The organism is Saccharopolyspora sp. 6V (genome assembly GCF_020176785.1).
Classification (GTDB): domain Bacteria; phylum Actinomycetota; class Actinomycetes; order Mycobacteriales; family Pseudonocardiaceae; genus Saccharopolyspora_C; species Saccharopolyspora_C gregorii.
This window is the reverse complement of sequence record NZ_JAIUKB010000033.1, coordinates 1-21,051: the sequence shown is the minus strand read 5'-3', so window position 1 is coordinate 21,051 and position 21,051 is coordinate 1. Positions and strand designations below refer to the sequence as shown.

The 21,051-nt window shown below is 72.1% G+C and carries 20 protein-coding genes; 11 read left to right on the top strand and 9 right to left on the bottom strand.

Annotation, left to right across the window (positions count from 1 at the left end; all coding sequences use genetic code 11):
- Position 1: 1 nt before the first annotated feature.
- A complete protein-coding gene (locus tag LCD35_RS07685) occupies positions 2-142 on the bottom strand; it encodes a hypothetical protein (RefSeq protein ID WP_224957092.1) in 141 nt (46 codons plus the stop codon).
- A 687-nt stretch (positions 143-829) separates the two neighbouring features.
- Here LCD35_RS07685 and LCD35_RS07680 point away from each other — a divergent pair.
- Entirely contained in the window at positions 830-2,056 is a 1,227-nt protein-coding gene (locus LCD35_RS07680; RefSeq protein ID WP_225043962.1) for a VanZ family protein, read from the top strand.
- Here the strand turns inward: LCD35_RS07680 and LCD35_RS07675 are convergent, their stop codons facing one another.
- Both LCD35_RS07675 and LCD35_RS07670 read right to left on the bottom strand, forming a co-directional pair.
- Positions 2,057-2,278: a hypothetical protein gene (locus LCD35_RS07675; protein ID WP_225043961.1), complete on the bottom strand. Its 222-nt coding sequence runs from the start codon at positions 2,276-2,278 to the stop codon at positions 2,057-2,059. It lies immediately after the preceding gene.
- A 5-nt stretch (positions 2,279-2,283) separates the two neighbouring features.
- Complete coding sequence (locus LCD35_RS07670) at positions 2,284-2,517, bottom strand: zinc finger protein (RefSeq protein ID WP_225043960.1); 234 nt, start codon at positions 2,515-2,517, stop codon at positions 2,284-2,286.
- 240 nt (positions 2,518-2,757) lie between these two features.
- Here LCD35_RS07670 and LCD35_RS07665 point away from each other — a divergent pair, with 240 nt between their 5' ends.
- Positions 2,758-3,606, top strand: coding sequence for a helix-turn-helix transcriptional regulator (locus LCD35_RS07665; protein WP_224957201.1), 849 nt, complete (start codon positions 2,758-2,760; stop codon positions 3,604-3,606).
- Between the two features lie 15 nt (positions 3,607-3,621).
- Positions 3,622-3,819 (top strand): DUF397 domain-containing protein, encoded by a 198-nt coding sequence (locus LCD35_RS07660; protein WP_224957202.1) that lies wholly within the window; start codon positions 3,622-3,624, stop codon positions 3,817-3,819.
- Between the two features lie 95 nt (positions 3,820-3,914).
- On the opposite strand, the gene leuA is transcribed toward LCD35_RS07660, so the two are convergent.
- Positions 3,915-5,705, bottom strand: coding sequence for a 2-isopropylmalate synthase (leuA, locus tag LCD35_RS07655; protein WP_224957203.1), 1,791 nt, complete (start codon positions 5,703-5,705; stop codon positions 3,915-3,917).
- Positions 5,706-5,947: 242 nt separating this feature from the next.
- On the opposite strand from leuA, the gene LCD35_RS07650 reads away from it, so the two are divergent.
- From LCD35_RS07650 to LCD35_RS07640, 3 genes are all read left to right on the top strand, one after another.
- Positions 5,948-6,229 carry a hypothetical protein gene (locus LCD35_RS07650; RefSeq protein WP_224957204.1) on the top strand — a complete coding sequence of 94 codons (282 nt, stop codon included), beginning with the start codon at positions 5,948-5,950 and terminating at the stop codon, positions 6,227-6,229.
- 83 nt (positions 6,230-6,312) lie between these two features.
- Positions 6,313-6,699 carry a hypothetical protein gene (locus LCD35_RS07645; RefSeq protein ID WP_224968378.1) on the top strand — a complete coding sequence of 129 codons (387 nt, stop codon included), beginning with the start codon at positions 6,313-6,315 and terminating at the stop codon, positions 6,697-6,699.
- Positions 6,700-6,853: 154 nt separating this feature from the next.
- Positions 6,854-8,743 carry an FUSC family protein gene (locus tag LCD35_RS07640; protein WP_225043959.1) on the top strand — a complete coding sequence of 630 codons (1,890 nt, stop codon included), beginning with the start codon at positions 6,854-6,856 and terminating at the stop codon, positions 8,741-8,743.
- A 9-nt stretch (positions 8,744-8,752) separates the two neighbouring features.
- Here the strand turns inward: LCD35_RS07640 and LCD35_RS07635 are convergent, their stop codons facing one another.
- The 3 genes from LCD35_RS07635 to LCD35_RS07625 all read right to left on the bottom strand — a co-directional run bounded on the left by LCD35_RS07635 (position 8,753) and on the right by LCD35_RS07625 (position 11,886).
- Entirely contained in the window at positions 8,753-9,892 is a 1,140-nt protein-coding gene (locus tag LCD35_RS07635; protein ID WP_225043958.1) for an aminotransferase class V-fold PLP-dependent enzyme, read from the bottom strand.
- Positions 9,893-10,010: 118 nt separating this feature from the next.
- Positions 10,011-10,625 carry a nitroreductase family protein gene (locus LCD35_RS07630; RefSeq protein WP_224957208.1) on the bottom strand — a complete coding sequence of 205 codons (615 nt, stop codon included), beginning with the start codon at positions 10,623-10,625 and terminating at the stop codon, positions 10,011-10,013.
- Between the two features lie 19 nt (positions 10,626-10,644).
- Positions 10,645-11,886 (bottom strand): hypothetical protein, encoded by a 1,242-nt coding sequence (locus LCD35_RS07625; protein WP_224957209.1) that lies wholly within the window; start codon positions 11,884-11,886, stop codon positions 10,645-10,647.
- A gap of 307 nt (positions 11,887-12,193) precedes the next feature.
- On the opposite strand from LCD35_RS07625, the gene LCD35_RS07620 reads away from it, so the two are divergent.
- From LCD35_RS07620 to LCD35_RS07600, 5 genes are all read left to right on the top strand, one after another.
- On the top strand, positions 12,194-13,459 hold the full coding sequence (locus LCD35_RS07620) for an aspartate kinase (protein WP_224957210.1): 1,266 nt from the start codon (positions 12,194-12,196) through the stop codon (positions 13,457-13,459).
- Positions 13,459-14,511 (top strand): aspartate-semialdehyde dehydrogenase, encoded by a 1,053-nt coding sequence (locus tag LCD35_RS07615; RefSeq protein WP_224957211.1) that lies wholly within the window; start codon positions 13,459-13,461, stop codon positions 14,509-14,511. Before LCD35_RS07620 ends, LCD35_RS07615 begins: the two co-directional genes overlap by 1 nt.
- A gap of 70 nt (positions 14,512-14,581) precedes the next feature.
- Positions 14,582-15,232, top strand: coding sequence for a Uma2 family endonuclease (locus tag LCD35_RS07610; RefSeq protein WP_224957212.1), 651 nt, complete (start codon positions 14,582-14,584; stop codon positions 15,230-15,232).
- A gap of 44 nt (positions 15,233-15,276) precedes the next feature.
- Entirely contained in the window at positions 15,277-16,749 is a 1,473-nt protein-coding gene (locus LCD35_RS07605) for a gluconokinase (protein ID WP_224957213.1), read from the top strand.
- A 115-nt stretch (positions 16,750-16,864) separates the two neighbouring features.
- A complete protein-coding gene (locus tag LCD35_RS07600; RefSeq protein ID WP_225043957.1) occupies positions 16,865-17,398 on the top strand; it encodes a Fur family transcriptional regulator in 534 nt (177 codons plus the stop codon).
- Between the two features lie 102 nt (positions 17,399-17,500).
- Here LCD35_RS07600 and LCD35_RS07595 read toward each other — a convergent pair whose 3' ends face one another.
- Together LCD35_RS07595 and LCD35_RS07590 are read right to left on the bottom strand one after the other, a co-directional pair.
- The gene (locus tag LCD35_RS07595) at positions 17,501-18,979 is read right to left on the bottom strand and encodes a dynamin family protein (RefSeq protein ID WP_224957216.1); all 1,479 of its coding nucleotides are present in this window, start codon (positions 18,977-18,979) and stop codon (positions 17,501-17,503) included.
- The gene (locus LCD35_RS07590; RefSeq protein WP_224957218.1) at positions 18,976-20,787 is read right to left on the bottom strand and encodes a dynamin family protein; all 1,812 of its coding nucleotides are present in this window, start codon (positions 20,785-20,787) and stop codon (positions 18,976-18,978) included. The genes LCD35_RS07595 and LCD35_RS07590 overlap by 4 nt, the downstream gene beginning before the upstream one ends.
- Positions 20,788-21,051 lie beyond the last annotated feature (264 nt).

Sequence of the window (21,051 nt, the reverse complement as noted above, 5' to 3'; positions counted from 1 at the left end):
CTCAGGTGCTGGACTGTTCCGTGCAGGTCGCGATCGTGTCGAGCAGCGCCGCGAAGTCGTCCGCCTCGTCCGGGTCGAAGATCAGCGTGTCGCCGGGCGGGAGCACGACGGCCACCCGATCACCCATGACCAGGATCGACACGGAGCGATTCTCGCCTCCCGAGTCGTGGCAGGGAATCCGCCATCGGAGGTCATCGCTGTGCTCTTCGGTCGGCCGCATGTCGTCCTGTCCGCCGCGGGCTGGGTGGGCAGCACGACTGAACCGCGCGGGGCGCGCAGCGACAAGTGGAGTAGACCGAACGAGTACCCCAATCGTGATCAACCGCGTTGGGGTGCGGTGGTGCCGGTGTCCCTGGTCGTGCCGGGAGGGCGGCCGGCCCCGACGGGCCGTGGCCCACCGGCCGCTCTCCCGAATTTCCCCAGGGGTGAGTCTGAGCACAGCAACCTTTCGGCGCTCCGGCATTCTCCGGGTTCAAGATCCACCACGACTACCCCCTTTAGTCGAGTCGATGTACTGATCGTGACCACCGGCGCCGCGGCCTCTAAGGTCTCGGGTCGGTTCCGCCCCCGCGCGCGGGGCGAGCGGGCGACTTGCCCCCGCGTCGTCCGCCGGAGGGACGGGTGGATCCGTTCCGCGCGCGTCCCGCCTGCGGGAAAAACGTGATGTGCGCATGCCGGACAACGCTGATCGGTTGCCGCCGCGGGCCGAAGTGCGTTCTTGCGCACGGACGGGAGACCCGCGTCGGACGGTGCGGAAGGGTGGAGCGGCCCGGATGGAGGCGCCCGGGCGAGGAACCGGGCGGCAGCGCAGAGTGATCGAGGAGCAGGGTTGATCGACAGGGTGACGCCCGCGGTGATCGCAGTCGTGTGCGGAGTCCTGCTGGCGGTGTTGTTGTTCGTGCCGTTCGTGGCCCGCGAGTACCGCTGGCGCGGCGGGCTCGGCGCGGGACGGATGCTGGTGGTGCTCGGTTTCGTCGTGCACTGCTGGGCGCTGATGACCTACACGCTGCTGCCGCTGCCGGAGGTCGGCCCGGGTTTCTGCGCCGACCCGGGCGAGTACGCCCCGCAGCTGGCGCCGCTGGACTTCCTCGTGGACTTCCGCGCGACCTCGGGCGGCGTCGGCGCGCTGATGCGGGATCCGATGGTGGGGCAGGCGTTGTTGAACATCGCGCTGTTCGTGCCGCTGGGCATGTTCGTGCGGCACCTGTTCCGCACCGGCCGCGCCGGCACCGTCGCGATCGGGTTCGCCACCTCGCTGCTGATCGAGACGACCGGGGTGTGGTTCCTCTACCCGTGCGCGTACCGGCTGTTCGACGTGGACGACCTGCTGATGAACACGCTGGGCGCGGCGTTCGGGCTGCTGCTGGCGCCGGTGCTGGAACTGGTCGGCGGGAAGGCGCCGACCCGCCCGATGACGCCGCGTCCGGTGACGGCGAAGCGGCGGCTGCTCGGGATGGCCTGCGACGTGGCGGCGCTGGTGCTGACGGGCTCGGCGCTGCACAGCGGGGTGGTGGCGGTGCTGCTGCTGGCGACCGGAGCGCCGTCGATGGTGCTGCCGGATCCGGCGCAGGCGCTGCTGAACGCCTGGTTGCCGGGGCTGCTGGTGCTGGTGGTGCCGACGCTGGTGGGCAGCGGCGGCACGCTGGGGCAGCGGGCGGTGCTGCTGCGCCCGGCGCTCCCGGACGGCGCGCTGCCCGGCAGGCCGCGGCTGCTGGTGCGGGTGTTCTTCGGCAGCGGGCAGTACGTGCTGCTGGTCGGTTTCGCCGACCTCGGCCCGAGCGAGGTGAACCGGCTGGCGGTCGGGTTCGCGCTGCTGTCCGCGGTCGCCGTCTGGTTCACCGCGGAGCACCGCGGCATCTCCGCCTGGCTCGCCGGACTGTCCATGATGGACACCCGGATGCCGAGGTCGAAGTTCCGCAAGCGCAAGGGCGATCCGTTCACCCCCGGCGAGACCATCCTCGTCGGCAGCCTCCCCACCTTCGAACCGGGCGGCCGCGACCTCCGCGACCTCGTCGACCCCAGAGGGGTCGGAGCCCACCGCCGATCCGACCGGTGATCACCCGGTCTGATCGAGGTCGCGAGCCAGTTCGGGATCGGCGTGGACTTCGGCGGTGTGCCGCCACTCGGTGATGAGCTGGAGGTGAGGTGCGATCGAGGTCGTCGTGCGGAGGGCTTCCGCCAGCTCGGCGGCGAATTCTCGGGCGTCCTCGGCGGGGAGGGAGTGCACCCAGGGGAAGGCTTCCGCGACGGTGTCCGGCACCGGTTCGTCGTGCTGCACGCCGCTCAGCCGAACAGGAGCGGGTCGAGGGCGGTGTCCGCGGCGGCGATGCGGCGGGTTTCGGGTGCGCAGCCGCGGCAGGTGGGCCAGAACCAGCCCTCGGCGGCGTCGTCGGCGGTGAGCTCGCGGCCGCAGAGCGCGGTCACCTCGCGCGTGGCGGGGAAGCCGCCGCGGGGGCGCTGGTCCAGCGTCGCGTGACGTCGGCCGTCGGCGGGGAACCAGTGGAACGGGTACGGCATCGCACGCCGCCTTTCGGGGTGGGCGGGGCCGGTGAGCGTCGTCGGGGGTCTGCTCACCGGCCCCTGGAGCCGCCGCGCGCCGGGGAAGGGGAGGTGGATTCCCGTCGCAGCGGCGGCCGTTCGGAAGTGGTGATCGGGACTGTGGCAGTGATCGGCCATTCTGTGCAACGTTGCACACGCGTGCTATTGCGGTAATTCACCCGATCGGTAATGGAAAATTGATCCGGTACGGTGCTCGCCATGTCGAACAAGCCCGGTGTCGCCCGTCGTCGACTCGCAGCGAAGCTCCGCAGCCTCCGCGAGGAACGCGGTGACATCTCCGTCGAGCACGTGATGCGCGAGCTCGACTGGAGTCGTTCCAAGGTCTCCCGGATCGAGACCGCGATGACCTCGGTCAGCGTTCCGGACGTGCGAGCCCTGTGCGCCATCTACGAGGTCGACGGCGAGTTGGCGGAGTTCCTGGTGGGGTTGTGCAAGCAGGCGAAGAAGCGCGGCTGGTGGCGCTCGTACGACGACGCGTTGACGGACTACTTCGGCGACTACGTGGAGCTGGAGTCGGAGGCCGCGTCGGTGTGCAACTTCGAGATCGACCTGGTTCCGGGACTGCTGCAGACCGAGGACTACGCCCGGTCGATCATCGAGTCGTGGGCTCCGGACCTGCCGGACGATCTGGTGCGGCGCCGGACGGAGGTCCGGGTCGCCAGGCAGCAGCGGCTCGGTGACGGGCTCGCGTTGTGGGCCATCGTCGATGAATCCGCGCTGCACCGCCGCTGCGGCGACGGCGAGGTGATGTCCGCGCAGCTGGAGCACCTGCGCGAGATGTCCGAGCGCCCCGGCGTCACCGTGCAGGTGCTGCCGTTCGAGATCGGCACGCACGTCGCGATGGGCACCGCGTTCACCATGCTCGACTTCGCGACCTTGTACGACCCGGTGGTGTACCTGGACAATCTCAGCGGGGCGAGCTACCTCGAAGAGGCCGCGGAGGTGGACCGCTACCGGCAGGTCTTCGAGCACCTGCGGGCGAGTGCGCTGGACCCGCGCGTCTCCCGGCGCAGGCTCGACGAACTGCGCCATCGGCACGCGGCCTGACCGGAGGAGGAGATCGTGGGCGGCGGATTACCGCGGAACTGGCGCACCAGCAGCTACAGCAACGGCGGTGGCCAGTGCGTCGAGGTGGGTGGTCTTCCGGATGGCGCGGCCGTCCGCGATTCCAAGGACCGCGCCGCCGGGCACCTGTCCTTCGACCGTCCGCAGTGGACGGACTTCCTGGCCGCCGTCGCCCGCGGGCGGTACCGGGGCTGAACGGCGAAGAGCCGCGCCCGCGCACGGGATTCCGTGCGCCGACGCGGCCCTTCCGCTCGGTTCAGCGGTCCGCTCGGTTCAGCGGTGCGCCGGGCTCAGCGGTGCGCCCGGTTCACCGCCGAGACCACCGCGCGCAGCGAGGCGGTGACGGTGGAGGTGTCGATGCCCGCGCCCCAGAAGACCTCGTCGCCCACCGCGCACTCCAGGTAGGAGGCGGCGCGCGCGTCGTCGCCCGCGGTCAGCGCGTGCTCGTTGTAGTCCAGCACCCGCACGTCGTGGCCGATGGTGCTCAGCGCGTCCACGAACGCGGCGATCGGGCCGTTGCCGGTGCCGGTGATCTCCTGCTCGCTGCCGTCCACGACGACCTTCGCGGTGACCGTCTCGTGGCCGGTCTCGCCGCTGAGGGTGCGGGACACCAGCTCCAGCGGGGAGCGCGGCTCCAGGTACTCCTCGGAGAACACCTGCCACATCGCGCTCGGCGACACCTCGCCGCCGTCCGAGTCGGTGCGGGCCTGCACCAGCTTCGAGAACTCGATCTGCAGCTTGCGCGGCAGGTCCAGCTGGTGCTCGCTCTTCATCACGTACGCCACGCCGCCCTTGCCGGACTGCGAGTTCACCCGGATCACGGCCTCGTAGCTGCGGCCCACGTCCTTCGGGTCGATCGGCAGGTACGGGACCTCCCACGGGTGGTCGGCCACGTCGGCGCCGGCGCGCTCCGCCTCGACGCGGACCGCCTCCAGGCCCTTGTTGATCGCGTCCTGGTGGCTGCCGGAGAACGCCGTGTAGACCAGTTCGCCGCCCCACGGGTGCCGCTCGTGCACCGGCAGCTGGTTGCAGTGCTCCACGGTGCGCTTGACGTGGTCGATGTCCGAGAAGTCGATCTGCGGGTCGATGCCCTGGCTGAACAGGTTCATGCCCAGCGCCACCAGGTCCACGTTGCCGGTGCGCTCGCCGTTGCCGAACAGGCAGCCCTCGATGCGGTCCGCCCCGGCCTGGTAGCCCAGCTCCGCGGCAGCGATGCCGGTGCCGCGGTCGTTGTGCGGGTGCAGCGACAGGATCACCGAGTCGCGGCGCGCCAGGTTCCGGTGCATCCACTCGATGGAGTCGGCGTACACGTTCGGCGTGGCCATCTCGACCGTCGCGGGCAGGTTCAGGATCACCGGGTTCTCCGGCGTGGCCTGCCAGATCTCGGTGACCGCGTCGCACACCTCGGCCGCGTAGGACAGCTCGGTGCCGGTGTAGGACTCGGGGGAGTACTGGAAGCGGAAGTCGGTGTCCGGGTACTTGCCCGCGTACTCCAGGGCCAGCTCGGCGCCCATCTTCGCGATCTTCTTGATGCCCTCGCGCTCCTCGCGGAACACCACGCGGCGCTGGAGGATCGACGTCGAGTTGTACACGTGCACGATGGCGCGCGGCGCGCCCTCCAGGGAGGCGAAGGTGCGCTCGATCAGCTCCGGACGGCACTGCGTCAGCACCTGGATCCGCACGTCCTCGGGGATCGCGCCGTCCTCGATGATCTCGCGGACGAAGTCGTAGTCCGTCTGGCTGGCCGCCGGGAAACCGACCTCGATCTCCTTGTAGCCCATCCCGACCAGCAGGTCGAACATGCGGCGCTTGCGGGCGGGCGACATCGGGTCGATCAGCGCCTGGTTGCCGTCGCGCAGGTCCACCGCGCACCACAGCGGAGCGCGGGTGATGCGCTGGTCCGGCCAGGTGCGGTCCGGCAGCGACACGTCCTCGACCAGCTCGTGGAACGGGCGGTAGCGGTGGTACGGCATCGCGGAGCCGCGCTGCGGGTTCCAGGGCTGCTGGTCGGCGGGGGCCTGGCGGGAAGGCGTGCGTACCCGGCCGGCGAAGGGGGCCTGGGGTTCCTGCGGCGAAGTCATCGGGTGTTCGTCTCCTGCTGCTGGTCGGATGTCAGAACCGCAGACCGGCAGGTTGCTACCCCGCGACGAGGGGCCGGCCTAACTGACCCCGTCGCGGCGGCGAAGCAGGAGAACGCGTGCCACGTCCGCCAGGTTAACCGCAACGGGTGCCCACGACGCAACCCCGGCGTCCCACAGGGTGGTCGGTCCGCGACCGCCGGGCGGCGGAACACCGGCGCCGCCGGGCGGGGCAGACTGGGATCATGGCTGCGAAAAAGGGGCGCTCCGGCATCGCCACCCTGATCAACGGCGCGGGCTTCCTGCTCGCCGTCATCCTGGTGCTGCACATCGTGTTCGTGCTGTTCGGACTGCCCAGCGAGAACGGGCTCGCCGACTCGGTGCGCGGCGCCGCCGAACCGCTGGCCCTCTTCTTCCCGGGGCTGGTGAAGACGACCAACGCCCAGTTGCAGCTGCTCCTCGACTACGGCCTCGCGGCCCTGTTCTGGGTCCTCGTCACCAGCCTCCTCGCCCGCGTCTTCGGCTGACGGCCGCTACCCGGGTCACGAGGCGGACACGGGGGCTACTGGGTGGTAGTTCTGGTGAGTTGTCGCGTGTCACACTTCCGGGTATGTCGGAGAACGTCGGTGGGGCGACCACCGGTGCGCAGGAAAGCGACCTGCCCAGCGGAGGGCGACGGCGGCTGCGCCGCACCCACGACTGGGCGCAGAGCCGCGCCAAGGCCGTCGGAGCGATCGCCGCGGTGGCCCGCTGGATCGGCACGCTGATCGCGCTGGTGCTCACCGTCCACGTGGTGCTCACCGTCGGCGGCGCCAACCCGGACAACGGCATCACCCGGTTCGTCGCCGACTGGTCGCAACCGCTCGCGCTCGGCTTCGCGGACCTGTTCACGCCCGAAGACCCGCAGCTGGCGGTGCTGGTGAACTTCGGCATCGCCGCGATCTTCTGGCTGGTCCTCACGTCCATCGTGGTCCGGATCATCCGGGCGTTCGGCTGACGGGCGATCAGCCGGCCCCGACCCGGTGATGTGATGCACCGCAACGTGTGATGCTTGCACGGAGCCGGTGGAACAGCGGCTGAGCGGCGTGACAATGCACGCACTCAGCCGCTCGGCGTGGAGCGCGGATTCCCCACCAGCGAGAGGGATGTGCGTGACACGGACCGAAGCGCTCGCCGGAACCACCAGGGCCACCCGCGCGCTGCTGCCCGCGTGGCTGCTCCGCATGCTGCGGCCCGCGCCGCTTCCGCTGGACTGGACGCGGATCGTCGCCGCCGCCCTCGGCATCGGCGGCCCCACCCTCGTCGGCCTCGGCGTCGGCAAGCTCGACGAAGCGGTGCTCGTGTCGCTCGGCGCGCTGTGCGCCAGCTTCTCCGACCTCACCGGCTCCTACCGGTACCGCATCCGCCGGGTCGGGCTCACCGTGCTCAGCGGCGGCTTCGGCTTCGCCGTCGGCGTCGTCGCCCCGAGCCCGCTGTGGGCGGCCGCGGTGGTCGTCGCCGTCGCGGTGCCCTCGGTGCTCGCCAGCCGGGTCAACGACCTGTGCGCCGCCGCGGGCGCCCAGATGCTCACCTTCTGCGTCGTCGCCACCGGGCACGTCACCACCGGCGTGCCGGTGGGCGAGCAGATCGGCTGGTTCGTGGCGGGGGAGGTGCTGCTGCTGGCGCTGGTCGCCGCCACCTGGCCGTTCCGCCGGGCCGCGCCCGCGCGCGGGGCCGTCGCCCGCGTCTTCGACGCGCTGCTGAAGCTGTTCGACGCCGCGGGCACCGACGCGGCGATCAACGCGCGCCAGGAGCTCACCCGGGCGCTCAACAACGCGCACGACATCCTCGTCGGCGGCGCCTCCATCTCGCGCAGCCGCGTGCACGACCGGCTCTACGTGGTGCTCACCCGCGCCACGCCCGTCGTCGAAGCCTCCGTGGCGCTCGCGCACGCCCGCATCCGGCCCACCGACCGCACCCTCGACGCGATGCGCGCCATCGCGCGGTGCGTGCGGGACGGCGGCACCGTGCCGCCCTACCGGCCCGCCACCTCCGGTTCGATCATGGTGCACGCGCTGGACCAGGGGCTCGCCGACCTCATCGACTCCTGGCGCCGCGCGAAGCGGGCCGACGTCCCCGACTTCCGGGCGCGCCTCGGCGCCTGGGAGCGGCTGCGGTTGTGGCGCAGCGACATCAGCATCGGGCGCACCGGCTGGCTGCTGACGCTGCGCATGGTGCTGTGCCTCGCCGTCGCCGAAGGCATCGGGATCGCGTTGCAGTTCCAGAACTCGTACTGGATCGCGATGACCGTGGCGCTGGTGCTCAAACCCAACTCGGGGTCCGTGTTCGCCCGCACCGTGCTGCGCGGCATCGGCTCGCTCGTCGGCGTGGTCATCGCCGGGGCGCTGCTGCTGGCCGTGCCGCCAGGCTGGGGGCTCGCGCTCGCCACCGTGCTCGTCGCCGCGTTCGTCCCCGAAGCGCTCAGCAGGCACTACGGACTGTTCACCATGGTCGTCACCACGATCGTGCTGCTGCAGATGCACCAGAGCGACCTGTTCGCCGACCAGCTGCCCCGGGTCCGGCTCGTCGACTCGCTGCTCGGCTGCGTGCTCGTGCTCGTCGTCGGCTACCTGATGTGGCCGCCGGGGCGCAGCCCCGCGCTCGCGGGCAGGCTCGCCGACGCCGTCGACACCGTCTCCGAGTACGTGTCGCTGTCCATGGCCGGCCGCGTGCAGGGGCGCTCCGCGCTGCGCCGCCGCACCTACCGGGAGCTGTCCGACCTGCGCACCGCGCTGCAGCAGCAGCTCATGGAACCGGCCGCGGTGGGGCGCGCCGCTGAGGTGTGGTGGCCGTCGATCATCGTGCTGGAACGGCTCGTGGACGCCGCGACCGAGCGGGCGCTGCTGATCGAACGCGGCGGGGACGACCTGCGGCTCGAACACACGCAGCGGATCGTCTCGACCCTGCGCACCGCCGCCCGGCAGCTGCGCATCCAGCCCGACGCGCCCGCGCACAACCTCCGCAACAAGCTCACCGACGTCTACACCGAAGTGGTGTCCTGACCGGACGGATCAGCGGCGCTGGGCGAGTTCCGCCAGGACCGCTCCGAAGTGGTCGGCCGCCTCCTGGACGTCCGCGTAGCGCAACCACGTCGGGGCGAAGCCGAAGCGCAGCCGGCCCGGCCCGGCCAGGTCCACGACCACCCCGCGGGACGACAGCTCCTGCGCCACGTCGTGCGCGCGCCGGTGCATCACGCACACGTGCGCGCCGCGCCCCGCGCCGGACACCGGCACCGGTGCGACCGCCACCGGCAGTTCCCGCAGGCAGCGCACGAAGAACTCGGCCAGCCCGGTCGACTTCGCGGCCAGCGACCCGGGGTCCGCCCCGGACAGCGCGGCCAGCCCGGCCCGCAGCTCGGTGATCGAGAACGTCGGCGGCATCGCCCCGAACCCGCCGCGGCCGGGCGCCACCTCGGCGAGCTCCGCGCGCCGCCGCTGCGCGACGAACGAGAAGCCGGGCGCCCCGGAGCCCCCGCCGAGGTACCGGTATCCGCAGCCGACGGCGAAATCCGCGGCCCAGCCGCGCAGGTCCACCCGCACCGCGCCCGCGGAATGGCTCAGGTCCCACAGCGACAGCGCACCGCGCCGGTGCGCCAGGGCGGTCAGCTCCGCCGCGTCGCGCACCTCCCCGGACAGCGGGTCGACGTGCGAGAGCGCGACCACCGCCACCTGGTCGTCGAGCTGCGCGGGCAGCTCGGCCGGATCGTCCACGAAGCGCAGCTCGCACCCGGCGGAATCGGCGGCCGAGCGGGCCAAGTAGTGGTCCGCGGCGAAGTCGTGCCGCCCCACCGCCAGCACCCGCCGCCCGGGCCGCAGCCCCGCCGCCGCGCGCAGCGCGTTGAACAGGTTCATCGACGCCGAATCGGCGACCACGACTTCCGCGGGCAGCGCTCCGATCAGCGGCGCCAGCTCGGCCGCCGCGAGCCGGGCCTGCCGGTGCAGCCCCGCGTCGACCTGCGGTTCGGGGGCGCGGAGCTCCCGCCGGTTCTCGACGAACTCGCGAAGCCGGGCCGAGGTGGCGCGCGGCCGCGGCCCGCCGCTGGTGCCGTCGAGCCGGATCACCCCCGCGGGCAGGGCGTAGCGGGCGCGCAGCGCGGCGAGCTCGTCGGCGCGGTCCAGCGCCTCCGCCGCCGCTCTCGGGCTCGTCCACACGAGTGAGAGTCATACCCCACCGATCTACCGCGCGTCACTGCCCGGACCGCTCTGCTCCCCCGATCCGGGCCGGTCGGGGGACGTCGCGGGCCTGTGAAAACAGACCGGGGCGCCGGATTCAGAACAGCGGTTCGCCCCACCGCTCGGTGAACACCAGGTCCGCCAGCGCCTTGCGGGAGCGCGGTGCGGCCTCCTTCTCCCGGAGCCGGTCCGGCATGCCGTCGGCGGAGCCGAGCCTGCCGACCGCGATCGCCACGACCGGCTCGAAGCCGTCCGGCACCGCGAACTCGGCGCGCACCGCGTCCCGGTCGAACCCGGCCATCTGGTGGGCGACCAGGCCCTCCGCGACGGCCTGCAGCACCAGGTTCTGCGCCGCGAGCGCCACCCCGTACTCGCCGTAGGGCAGCGGTTCCCCCTCGTCGTCGGTGGTCCGCGCGAGCCCGACGACCAGCGCGGCCGCCGCCGCGGCCCACCCCTTGTTGCCGCGGGAGAGCGTGCCGTGGATGCGGTCGAACACCGGCTCGCCGCGGCGCCCGGCGAGGAACCGGGCGGGCTGCGTGTTGCCCCAGGACGGCGCCCAGCGGGCCGCCTCGAACAGCGCGCGGAGCTCCCCGTCGCCGAGCTCCGCCGCCGGGTCCAGCGCCCGCGGGCTCCACCGCGCCGCGAGCAGCGGGTGCAGCGGCGCCGACGAGTCGGCCGCCTTGCCGTCCGGGATCTCGAACACCTCGGTCACTCCGGCCTCCTGTTCACCGTCAGATCGCGTACGACCACGCCGTCAGCGCGTACGCCCCGAACCAGGCGCCGAAGCACACGATCAGCACCGTCGAGCACACGGCGGTCGTCGTGCGCCGGTTCGCCAACCCGATCGCCACCGGGATCAGCAGCGGGAACGCGGGCAGCAGCAGCCGCACCTTCGAGTACATCAGCCCGTCCGAGCCGAGGTCCATCGCCAGCACCGCGAACGCGAACAGCACCAGCGGCCACGGCATCCGCGCCCGCACGCACAGCACCAGCAGCACCAGCGCGGCGAGCACGATCCACACCGTGAACGTCTCCAGCACGGACTTGTTCTCGGACAGCGTTTCGAGCATGAACTTCCCGGTCGCGACCCCGCCGTCGAACGCGGAGGACCAGCCGCGCTGCTGCAGCGCGAAGTAGCCGCCGAGCTCCCCGGTCTGCACCGCGACCCACCCCACGTACAGCACCATGCCCGCGGGCGCGAGCACCGCGCCGAGCAGCGGCCGCCACCCGTCCTCGCGCCGGAACAGCGCGACGAGCGCGGCGAGCCCCACGACGCCGATCAACGCCGCCGCGGTCGGCCGCACCAGCCCGGAGGCCGCGCAGCACAGCCCGGCGAGCGCCCAGTTCCGCTCCAGCACCCCCACCAGCGCCCACACCGCCAGCGCGCAGAACAGCGCCTCCGAGTAGGCCATGGACAGCGTCACCGACATCGGCGAGGCCGCGAACAGCGCCACCAGGAACAGCCCCACTCCGCGGGTGCCGCCGACGGAGCGCCCGATCCGGGCCAGGCCGTAGGCGGCGACGATCCCGGCGATCAGGCTCACCGTCGTGGCGGCCCCGTCCAGCCCGAAGCCGGGGAACGAGCGCACCAGCCGCACCAGCACCGGGTAGCCGGGGAAGAACGCCAGCGGCGTCTCCGGGGACCGGTGGCCGTAGCCGTCGACCATGCTGTCCGAGACGCCGCCGTAGCCGTGCGCGGCGATCTCCAGGTACCACTCGCCGTCCCAGGCGCGCAGGTTGTCGCGGAGGGTCTCGTCGTTGGCCGCCGACAGCCAGCTGAGCACCAGCAGGCCGAACAGCCGGATTGCGAGGTAAACCACACCGGGTGCCAGGAAGGCCCACCGGGCGCCGAGGTCCGCGGCCCCGTCGCGGGCCCGTTCCCACCATCGCTGGGCGGGACGTTCTCGCTGGTCGTGGATGCTCTCGGCGGGCTGGGGATGTCGTGGCCCGACCGCCTCCGGAGTGGTGGACAACCCGCTCCTCCGCCCTTGTCGACAAACCGGCCTGACAGGTTAGTCGTCAGTCACGGCTATGGGTCTGGGCGGTAACGGTTCGGTAGGCTGGCGCAGCAGCGGAGCGACCAGTCACGGGCCGCTCGACCTGCCGGGTCGAAGCTGCTTCTCGCTGGTCGCGGGGCTCCCCGGTGCGCCGACTAACTCGGTGTGGCCGCGCTGGTGCTCTTCGTCCACCGGCGTCAGTGCGGGACCACTCCCGCACCCGGGACGACCGCTTCCTCCGGGCACCCATACCCGAGGAACGGCGCGAGGAGGTTAGTTTCACGTGGCGCTCGTCGTCCAGAAGTACGGCGGTTCCTCGCTGGAAAGTGCCGACCGGATCAAAAAGGTCGCCGAACGCATCGTGGAGACCCGCAAGGCGGGCAATGACGTCGTGGTCGTGTGCTCGGCGATGGGCGACACCACCGACGAGATGCTCGACCTGGCGCAGCAGGTGAACCCGTCCCCGCCCGAGCGGGAGCTGGACATGCTGCTGACCGCGGGGGAGCGGATCTCGAACGCGCTCGTCGCGATGGCGGTGGAGGCGCTCGGCGAGCAGGCCCGGTCGTTCTCCGGCTCGCAGGCCGGGGTGATCACCACTTCGGCGCACCAGAACGCGCGGATCATCGATGTGACCCCGGGCCGGGTGCAGGAGGCGCTCGCCGAGGGGCAGGTGGTGCTCGTCGCCGGTTTCCAAGGCGTCGCGCAGGACACCAAGGACATCACCACGCTCGGCCGGGGCGGCTCGGACACCACCGCGGTGGCGGTGGCGGCGGCCATGAACGCCGACGTGTGCGAGATCTACACCGACGTCGACGGCGTGTACACCGCAGACCCGCGGATCGTGCCGAACGCGAAGCACCTGGAGCGCGTCACCTACGAGGAGATGCTGGAGATGGCCGCGACCGGCGCGAAGGTGCTGCACCTGCGCGCGGTCGAGTACGCCCGCCGCTACGGCGTCCCGCTGCACGTCCGCTCGTCGTACTCACCCAAGCCCGGAACGATCGTGTCCGGCTCAGTGGAGGACCTTTCCGTGGAACAGGCGATGATCACCGGCGTCGCGCACGACCGGTCGGAGGCCAAGGTCACCGTGCGCGGTGTGCCGGACAACCGAGGCGTGGCGGGCAAGATCTTCCGCGTGGTCGCGGACGCCGAGGTCGACATCGACATGGTGTTGCAGAACGTCTCGGGCAGCAGCTCCGGGCGCACCGACATCACGTTCACCGTGGCCAGGGACAACGGTTCGGAGGCCGTCGCCGAGCTGGAGAAGATCAAGGACGAGGTCGGGTTCGAGGAGGTCGTCTACGACGACCACGTCGGCAAGGTCTCGCTGGTCGGCGCGGGGATGCGCTCGCACCCCGGGGTGACGGCCACGTTCTGCGAGGCGCTGTCCAACGCCGGCGTCAACATCGAGATCATCAACACCTCGGAGATCCGGATCTCGGTCCTGATCCGGGACACCCAGTTGGACGACGCGGTGCGGGCGCTGCACGGCGCCTTCGAGCTCGGTGGCGAGGAAGAGGCCGTGGTGTACGCGGGGAGTGGTATCTGATGGCACCCACCGTCGCGATCGTCGGCGCCACCGGTGCCGTCGGCACCGTCATGATCGACATCATCAACGACCGCGAATCCGTGCCGTGGGGCGAGATCCGGCTGATCGCCTCCGCGCGCTCCGCGGGCAAGAAGATCACCGTGCGCGGCCAGGAGCTGACCGTGGTGGAGCTCGCCCCGGAGGCGTTCGACGGCGTGGACATCGCGCTGTTCGACGTGCCGGACGAGATCTCCGAGCGGTGGGCGCCGATCGCCGCCGAGCGCGGTGCGATCGCCGTCGACAACTCCGGGGCGTTCCGGCTGGACCCCGAGGTCCCGCTGGTGGTGCCGGAGGTCAACCCGGAGCAGGTGCACCAGCGCCCGCGCGGCATCATCGCCAACCCGAACTGCACGACGCTGTCCATGATGGCCGCGCTCGGTGCGCTGCACCGCGAGTTCGGGCTCAAGGAACTGGTGGTGTCCTCCTACCAGGCCGCGTCCGGCGCGGGCCAGGAAGGCATCGACCGGCTGCACGCCGAGATCGCGGCGCTGGCCGGCAAGCAGGTCGGGGAGCGCGCCGGGGACGTCGCCGAGGCGCTGGCCGCGGCCGGGCTCCCGGCGGAGACGCCGTTCAAGGCGCCGCTGGCGCTGAACGTGGTGCCGTGGGCGGGTTCCCGCAAGGACGACGGCTGGACCTCCGAGGAGCTGAAGGTCCGCAACGAGTCCCGCAAGATCCTCGGCATCCCGGACCTGAAGGTCTCCGCGACCTGCGTGCGCGTCCCCGTCGTCACCACGCACTCGCTCGCGGTGCACGCCGTGTTCGAGCGCGAGGTCTCCGTCGCCGAAGCGCACCGCGTGTTCGAGGCGCAGCCGACGATCGTGCTGCAGGACGACCCGGAGGAGCTGGAGTTCCCCACCCCGGCGGCCGTGGTCGGCGCCGACCCGACCTACGTGGGCCGGGTGCGGCAGTCGCTGGACTTCACCAACTCGCTGGACTTCTTCGTGTGCGGGGACAACCTGCGCAAGGGGGCCGCGCTGAACACCTACGAGATCGCCGAGACGCTGGTGAAGTGATCTCGCGGGCTCGCTGACGGGCGCCTTCCTCTTGGCCGGGAGGGAGGCGCCCTTCTACTCTCACGAGCGGGTGGCGCCCACCACCCGGCCTGGTGATCTTCAGGGATACCCGGTCGAGCTGCTGTTCGAACGTGCCGATTCCGGAGGTATGTCCGTGATGAGTTGGCCCGACCACCTGCTGACGCTGGCGGAGTTCGACGAGCTCCCCGAGGACAACTCGCGGCGCTACGAGCTCCAGGAAGGCGTCCTCCAGGTGTCCCCGAAAGCAGCGGCCGTCCACCAGCGTGTCATCAAACGCCTGACGGCGATCTTGGACGCGCAACTCCCGGTGAAATGGGAGGTGCTGCCGGATGTGGAAGTCGTGATCGGCGGCGGCTTCCCTGCGACGGTCCGGATTCCGGATGTGATCATGGCGTCCACGCAGGCCTTCGACGCGAATCCGAACCGGCTGATCGCCGCCGATGTCGTGCTCGCCGTCGAGGTCGTGTCACCCGGGTCCGGGCGTATCGACAGGTTGGTGAAGGTGCAGGAGTACGCCCAGGCGGGTATTCCGCATTACTGGATCATCGAGATCGACGATTCGGTGACGCTCACCGCACTTCGGCTGTGCGACGGCGGATACGAGCCCCAGTTCGAAGGGGGTGGGATGTTCAAAACCGTTGAGCCGTTCGAGATCGGCATCGACCTCGCCTCCCTCGTGGTCCGCGCGCCGGGCCGCTGACCGGCACGCGGGGACCCGCCACCGCGCCCGGTTAGGTTGGGGGCATGAGCCCCGCACCCGTCGTCCTTGGCATCGATCTCGGCACCACGGCGACGAAGGTGGTGGCCGCCACCGCGGACGCGGAGGTGCTGCACCGGACCGAGCGCGGCTACCCGCTGCGCACCGAGGAGACCGGCGAGGCGACGCAGGACCCGCGGCAGGTGCGCGACGCCGCCGTGCGGGCGCTCACCGACTGCGCGAGCTGGGCCCGCGAGCACGGGCACGAGGTGCGCGGGCTGTCGTTCAGCACCGCCATGCACACCCTCGTCGGCCTCGACTCGGCGGGAGAACCCGCCACCCCCGCGTTCAACTGGGCCGACACCCGCGCCGCGGACGTCGCGGTGCGGCTGCGCGCCGACCCGTCCGCCGCCGAGCTGCACCGCGCCACCGGCACGCCGGTGCACACCCAATCGGTGATGGTGAAGCTCGCCTGGCTGACCGGGGAGCGGCCGGACCTGGTGCGCGGCGTCGAGCGCTGGTGCGCGTTGAAGGACTACGTGTTCGGCGCGTTCGCCGACGGGTTCACCACCGATTCCTCGCTGGCCTCCGGCAGCGGGTTGCAGGACGTGCACGCGCTCGACTGGTACGGCCCGGCGCTGGAGGTGGCAGGGGTCCGCGCCGAGCAGCTGCCGCGGATCCTCGCGCCGACGGACGTGCTGCCGCTGACCGCGTCGATGGCGGCGGCCACCGGGTTGCCGTCGGGGCTGCCGGTGGCCCTGGGCGGCGGGGACGGGCCGCTGGGGAACCTCGGCACCGGGGCGATCAGCCCGGGCGTGGCCGGCTTGTCGCTGGGCACCAGCGGGGCGCTGCGCGTGGTGCGGGACCGGCCCGGCGTGGACGCGGGGTGCCGCACGTTCAGCTACGCCCTCGCCGACGGGCTGTGGGTGATCGGCGGTGCGGTGAGCAACGGCGCCGTCGTCGGGCAGTGGGCCGCGGAGGCGTTCGGCGTGGACGTCGCCGACCTCCTCGACGAGGCGCTGGCGGTGCCGCCCGGTGCCGACGGGCTGCTCGCGCTGCCCTACCTGCTGGGGGAGCGGGCGCCGTGGTGGGAGGCGGGGCTGACCGGTGCGCTGGTGGGCCTGCGCCGCTCGCACGGCCGCGCCGAGATCACCCGGGCCGTCGTGGAGGGCGTGGCGCAGCAGCTGGCGCTGGTGAAGGAGGCGGTGCTCGACGCGGGCGCCGAGGTGCGCGCGGTGCGGGCCACCGGCGGCGGGTTCCGCAGCGAGGTGTGGTCGGCGGCGATCGCGGCGGCGCTGGACATGGACCTGGAACTCACCGACAGCAGCGGCGGCTCCGGGCTGGGAGCGGTGCTGCTGGGCTGGCGGGCGCTCGGCGAGCTCGACTCGTTGCAGCACGCGGCCCGCCTGGTGCGGCCGGAGCGGACCGCGCACCCCGACCCGGAGGCCGCGGCGCTGCTGGCCCGCCGCCGCCCCCTGATCGACCGGCTGCACGGCACCCTCCGCGAACTCGACCTGTGATCGGGCCCCGCGCGGCCCGTTCGACCACGGGCGCGGGCGGGGCGATCGGGCACCGCTGGGCCGGACGGGGCTCTTTTGACTCGTTCCAGTTTTTTCGTGGCACAATGGTGGGGCCATGAACCAGCGCAGCGGCCCCGCGACCAGGGGCGTCGACCACGCGGACGGGCACTCGGCCCGCCTCCGCGAGCGGTTGCGCGCCAGCGGGCTGCGGGCCACCCGGCCGCGGATCGCGGTGCTGCGCTGGCTGGCCGGTCACCCGCACTCGACCGCCGACCAGGCGGCGAACGCGGTGCGGCCGGAACTGGGCTCGGTCTCCACCCAGGCCGTCTACGACGTGCTGCACGCCTGCACCGACGCCGGGCTGCTGCGGCGGATCGAGCCGGCCGGGCATCCCGCCCGGTTCGAGTCCCGGACCGCCGACAACCACCACCACCTGGTGTGCCGGGCGTGCGGGCGGACCGAGGACGTCGACTGCGCGCTCGGCGCCGCGCCCTGCCTCGACCCGGTCGATCCGGCCGGGTTCGCGGTGGACGAGGCCGAGATCGTGTTCTGGGGGCTGTGCCCGGACTGCCGTCCGGACGCGGACCCCACCGGCGAGGACCGGCTCGCCGGCACCGACCGGGGCGACCGAACCGCCCCTCGCCGCTGACTGCGGCATCCCACCACAAGGTCCAGGCCCGGGTTCCCGGGCCTGGACCGGGGCCGGGCTCCCGGTGCGTTCCAGCGCTCGACGGGGTCCGGAGCCGGGTGCTCAGCGGTGCATGCGCGAGGCGATGAGCCGTTCGCAGCTGCGCAGCACCACCCGCACGGCGTCCCGGTGCGCGCGGTCGTGCAACGGGTTCACCGCCTGGTCCCGCCAGCGCGCCAGCGCCGCCCCCGCCTCGTCCGCCAGGATCGCTTCCAGGGTGTCCGGTTCCTGGCCGAGCCGGGCGGCCGCGCTCGGGCCGTGCGCGCCGAGCAGCCGCCGCGCCTCGTTCTGCAGCGGCCGCGGGAAGCTCAGCTGACCCGACTGCAACGCCGACAGCAGCCGCATCTCCTCCCACTCCGGCGCGTTCGCCAGCAGCCGCTCGAACTCGCCGTGCAGCTGCGCCACCCCGGGCCGCGGGTTGGCGCGCAGCACCATGTCCACCGCGAGCAGCGCGGACCGGGCGCGCAGCACGTCCTGCCGCTCGACGAACTGCTGGTGCACCGCTTCCTGCAGGTCGTTGAGCCTGCTGGCCTCCAGGAGCACGGCGCTCAGCTTCTTCTGGTCGGTGATCCCCTCGCCGAGCGCGGTCAGCGCCTGCGCCAGCCCGAACCGGCCGAAGCGGTCCATCAGGTCCTGGCGCGCACTCGGCGGCACCGATTCCGGCGTGGGGTTGTTCGCGAACCGGTCCGAGGACAGCAGCAGCGTCTCCAGCGCCTTCTCCGGGAGCTGCCGCAACCGCACCAGCGCGGCGAAGTCCTCCGCGGTGAGCGTGACCGCGGCCTGTCCCAGCAGCCCGATCACCGGGATCGCGTACTGGGTGAACGACCGCACCACCGGGTCGTCCCGCCAGCGCAGCGCGATCCGCTCGGCCGCGGCGACCGCGCCACCGCCGCCGTTGCCGGTCTCGTCGGCGCGGGACAGCGTGATGATCGTGTTGATCGGAGCGCGCCGCGCCAGCTGCAGCTCGTGCACCGATTGCAGGAACTGCACGTCGGTCTGCTGCGGGTAGCGGGTCAGGTACAGCACCGCGTCCGCCTCGGAGAGGATCTGCGCGAGCGCCGAGCGCCCGGTGTCCTGCACCGCCGAGGACGACACCCCGGGCGTCTCGATCAGCGTGATCGCCTGCAATCCGGGGGAGGGCGCTTCGATCACCAGCCGCGACACCTCGTCCGGCCGCCAGCGCTGCAGGTCGCGGATGGTCGCCGGGTCCAGCGTCGTCACCGGCACGTTCTGCACCGCGCCGTGCGGGGTGTGCACGGTGATCCGCGGCTCCGGCCCGTACTGGTAGAAGGTGTTGACCTGGGTGCTCTCCTCGGCGGCGGTCGGCGCGAGCACCTGCCCGACCAGCGCGTTGATCAGCGTGGACTTGCCGGAGCCGACTCGGCCGCTGACGGCGATGCGCAGCGGCTGGTCCAGCCGCTCCAACCGGCCCCGCAGCCACGCCGAAGTGCGCGGGTCGTCCCGGTAGAACGTCATGGTGCGGATGAGCAGGGCGCGGGAGCGCTCCAGCAGGTCGCTCCGGGGCTGGTCGGGTGTGCTCATGCCGCGCTGATGCGGTTCGCGGTCAGCATCCCGGCCCGCCTGCGCAGCAGCGCCAGCTCCTCCAGCTTGCGGCGGATCTCGCGCGCCCGGTCCTCGCGGTCCACGGCGCTGCGCTCGGCGACGCGCTTGATCTCCTGGATGGCTCGGCTGATCTCCATCTGGGCTTCCTCGGTGAGCTGGGTGAAGTGCTGGTGCAGCGCGCGGTGGGTGGCCCGGATGACGTCCTTGGCGTCCTTGTTGACGTGGAACACCACGTTCTCCACGTAGCGCTGCGCGGTGGTCTTGGCCTCGGCCTGGCGGCGGCGCAGCCGGGCGTCCTTCTCCTCGCCGAGGCTCCGGCTGCCCAGCACCAGGCCCGAGCAGATGGTCACGACGTTCAGCAGCCCCAACCCGAGCTGGCTGGTGATCAGGCCGAACATGAGCACGCCGCCGTAGGAGCCGCGCAGCCCCGTCAGCACCTGGTCGAACCGCTTGTAGGTGCCGTTGCTGGGCTGCTTGAGCGGGGCGACCTGGTCGAACGGGTCCGGCAGCGGTGCCTGCTCGATGTGCGGCCGGGAGCCCGGGTACTCGCGCAGGAACTCGTCGGTGATCCGGTCGCGGAGCTGCTCGCGGCGGCTGTCCAGCCAGCTGAAGTTCTCCTCGATGGCGGTCAGCAGCGCGCCGTCGAGCCAGCCGGCGAAGTCGTCCCAGACGGGCACCGGGTCGGCCTCCTCCAGGGTTTCGCCGATCTGGGTGGTGATCGCCCAGGTCCGTTCCCGGAAGTCGAATTCGATGTCGGCGAACAGTTCGCCGATCCCGTCGCTGAGCGCCTTCTGCCAGCGGCCGGTGATCCGGCGCAGATCTTCGGAACGCCGCTGCGCCGTTTCCAGTTCGATCAATGTTTGCGCGGCGGTGCGCGGACTCTGCCCGGCGAGTTCGGTCTTCAGCGCTTCGCTGAGTTCGTCGACGGCGTCGGCGACGTTCTGCGCGACGAGCCTGCGGGTGAGCTGGTCGTGCTTGCCGAGCGCTTCGCCGCGCAGGTATTCGACCAGCTGCGGGAAGCCGGATTCGGCGTTGAGCGCGGCGTCCTTCGCGTGCATCGCCTGCATCCGGATCGTGGAGGACACCGGGAAGATCTTGGCGTTGATCCCGGCTCCGGCGAGGTGCCGCTGGTTGACCTCGACGACCTTCCGCCAGTGCGGGGTGACGTCGGTCTTCGGCTGCACGAGCGCCACGTTCGGGCACAGCTTGGCGACCTTCTTCAGGAAGGTCAGCTCGTTGTGGGTGAGCTCCTGGGTGGCGTCCGAGACGATGAGCAGCACGTCCGCTTCCGCGACGACGCCGAGGGTGCGGGCGGTGAGGGTGCTGGAGGTGGCGCCGAAGCCGGGCGTGTCCATCAGCACCAGACCGTCCTTGAGCACGGCGCGGGGGATGCCGACCTCGCCGCGGCTGACGGGGCGGCCGTTGCCGATGGCCTGCCCGATGCGTTCCCGCACCTGCTCGACGGGGACGGGGAACCGGTCGAGGGCGGCGGGCCCGCCGGCGGGTTCCTGCTCGACGACCTGGGCGGTCGGGTGGTCGGAGTGCCGCACGAGGGTGGGCACGAGCGTGGTCACGTCGTCGCCGGAGTCGCACACCGATGCGTTGACCAACGCGTTGATCAGTTCGCTCTTGCCCTGCTTCGGTTCGCCCACGACCAGCACCAGCTGGGCGGGATCCAGAACGCGCGTCCGGATTTGGCGCAGCCGGTTGTGCAGGTCGGGGCGCTGCTGCTCGGCGCATTCCGCGGTCGCGCGATCGATCAGTTCCACCATCGCCGTCTCGATCACAGCAGCGATTGTGGACCGTTACACAGCGAAAGGAAAACCCGAGCGGGTGACTTGTGTCAGGACTGTGGTGTGGTAATGCGAAAGCCGGGGGGGGGGGGGGGGGGGGGGGGCCGGCGGGGGGGGGGGGGGGGGGGGGGGGTGGGGGGGGGGGGGGGGGGGGGGGGGGGGGGGGTTGTTGGGTTGGGGGGGGGGGGGGGGGGGGTTGGGTTGTTGGTTGGTGGGGGGGTTGGGGGGTTTGGGCTGGGGTTCGGCGGCACCCCCCGG

What these genes read in the sequence shown, in the direction of transcription:
- LCD35_RS07670 (WP_225043960.1), bottom strand. Translation starts at nt 2,517, where the DNA reads ATGCCGTACCCGTTCCACTGGTTCCCCGCCGACGGCCGACGTCACGCG.
- LCD35_RS07665 (WP_224957201.1), top strand. Translation starts at nt 2,758, where the DNA reads ATGTCGAACAAGCCCGGTGTCGCCCGTCGTCGACTCGCAGCGAAGCTC.
- leuA (WP_224957203.1), bottom strand. Translation starts at nt 5,705, where the DNA reads ATGACTTCGCCGCAGGAACCCCAGGCCCCCTTCGCCGGCCGGGTACGC.
- LCD35_RS07650 (WP_224957204.1), top strand. Translation starts at nt 5,948, where the DNA reads ATGGCTGCGAAAAAGGGGCGCTCCGGCATCGCCACCCTGATCAACGGC.
- LCD35_RS07645 (WP_224968378.1), top strand. Translation starts at nt 6,313, where the DNA reads ATGTCGGAGAACGTCGGTGGGGCGACCACCGGTGCGCAGGAAAGCGAC.
- LCD35_RS07615 (WP_224957211.1), top strand. Translation starts at nt 13,459, where the DNA reads ATGGCACCCACCGTCGCGATCGTCGGCGCCACCGGTGCCGTCGGCACC.
- LCD35_RS07605 (WP_224957213.1), top strand. Translation starts at nt 15,277, where the DNA reads ATGAGCCCCGCACCCGTCGTCCTTGGCATCGATCTCGGCACCACGGCG.
- LCD35_RS07600 (WP_225043957.1), top strand. Translation starts at nt 16,865, where the DNA reads ATGAACCAGCGCAGCGGCCCCGCGACCAGGGGCGTCGACCACGCGGAC.
- LCD35_RS07595 (WP_224957216.1), bottom strand. Translation starts at nt 18,979, where the DNA reads ATGAGCACACCCGACCAGCCCCGGAGCGACCTGCTGGAGCGCTCCCGC.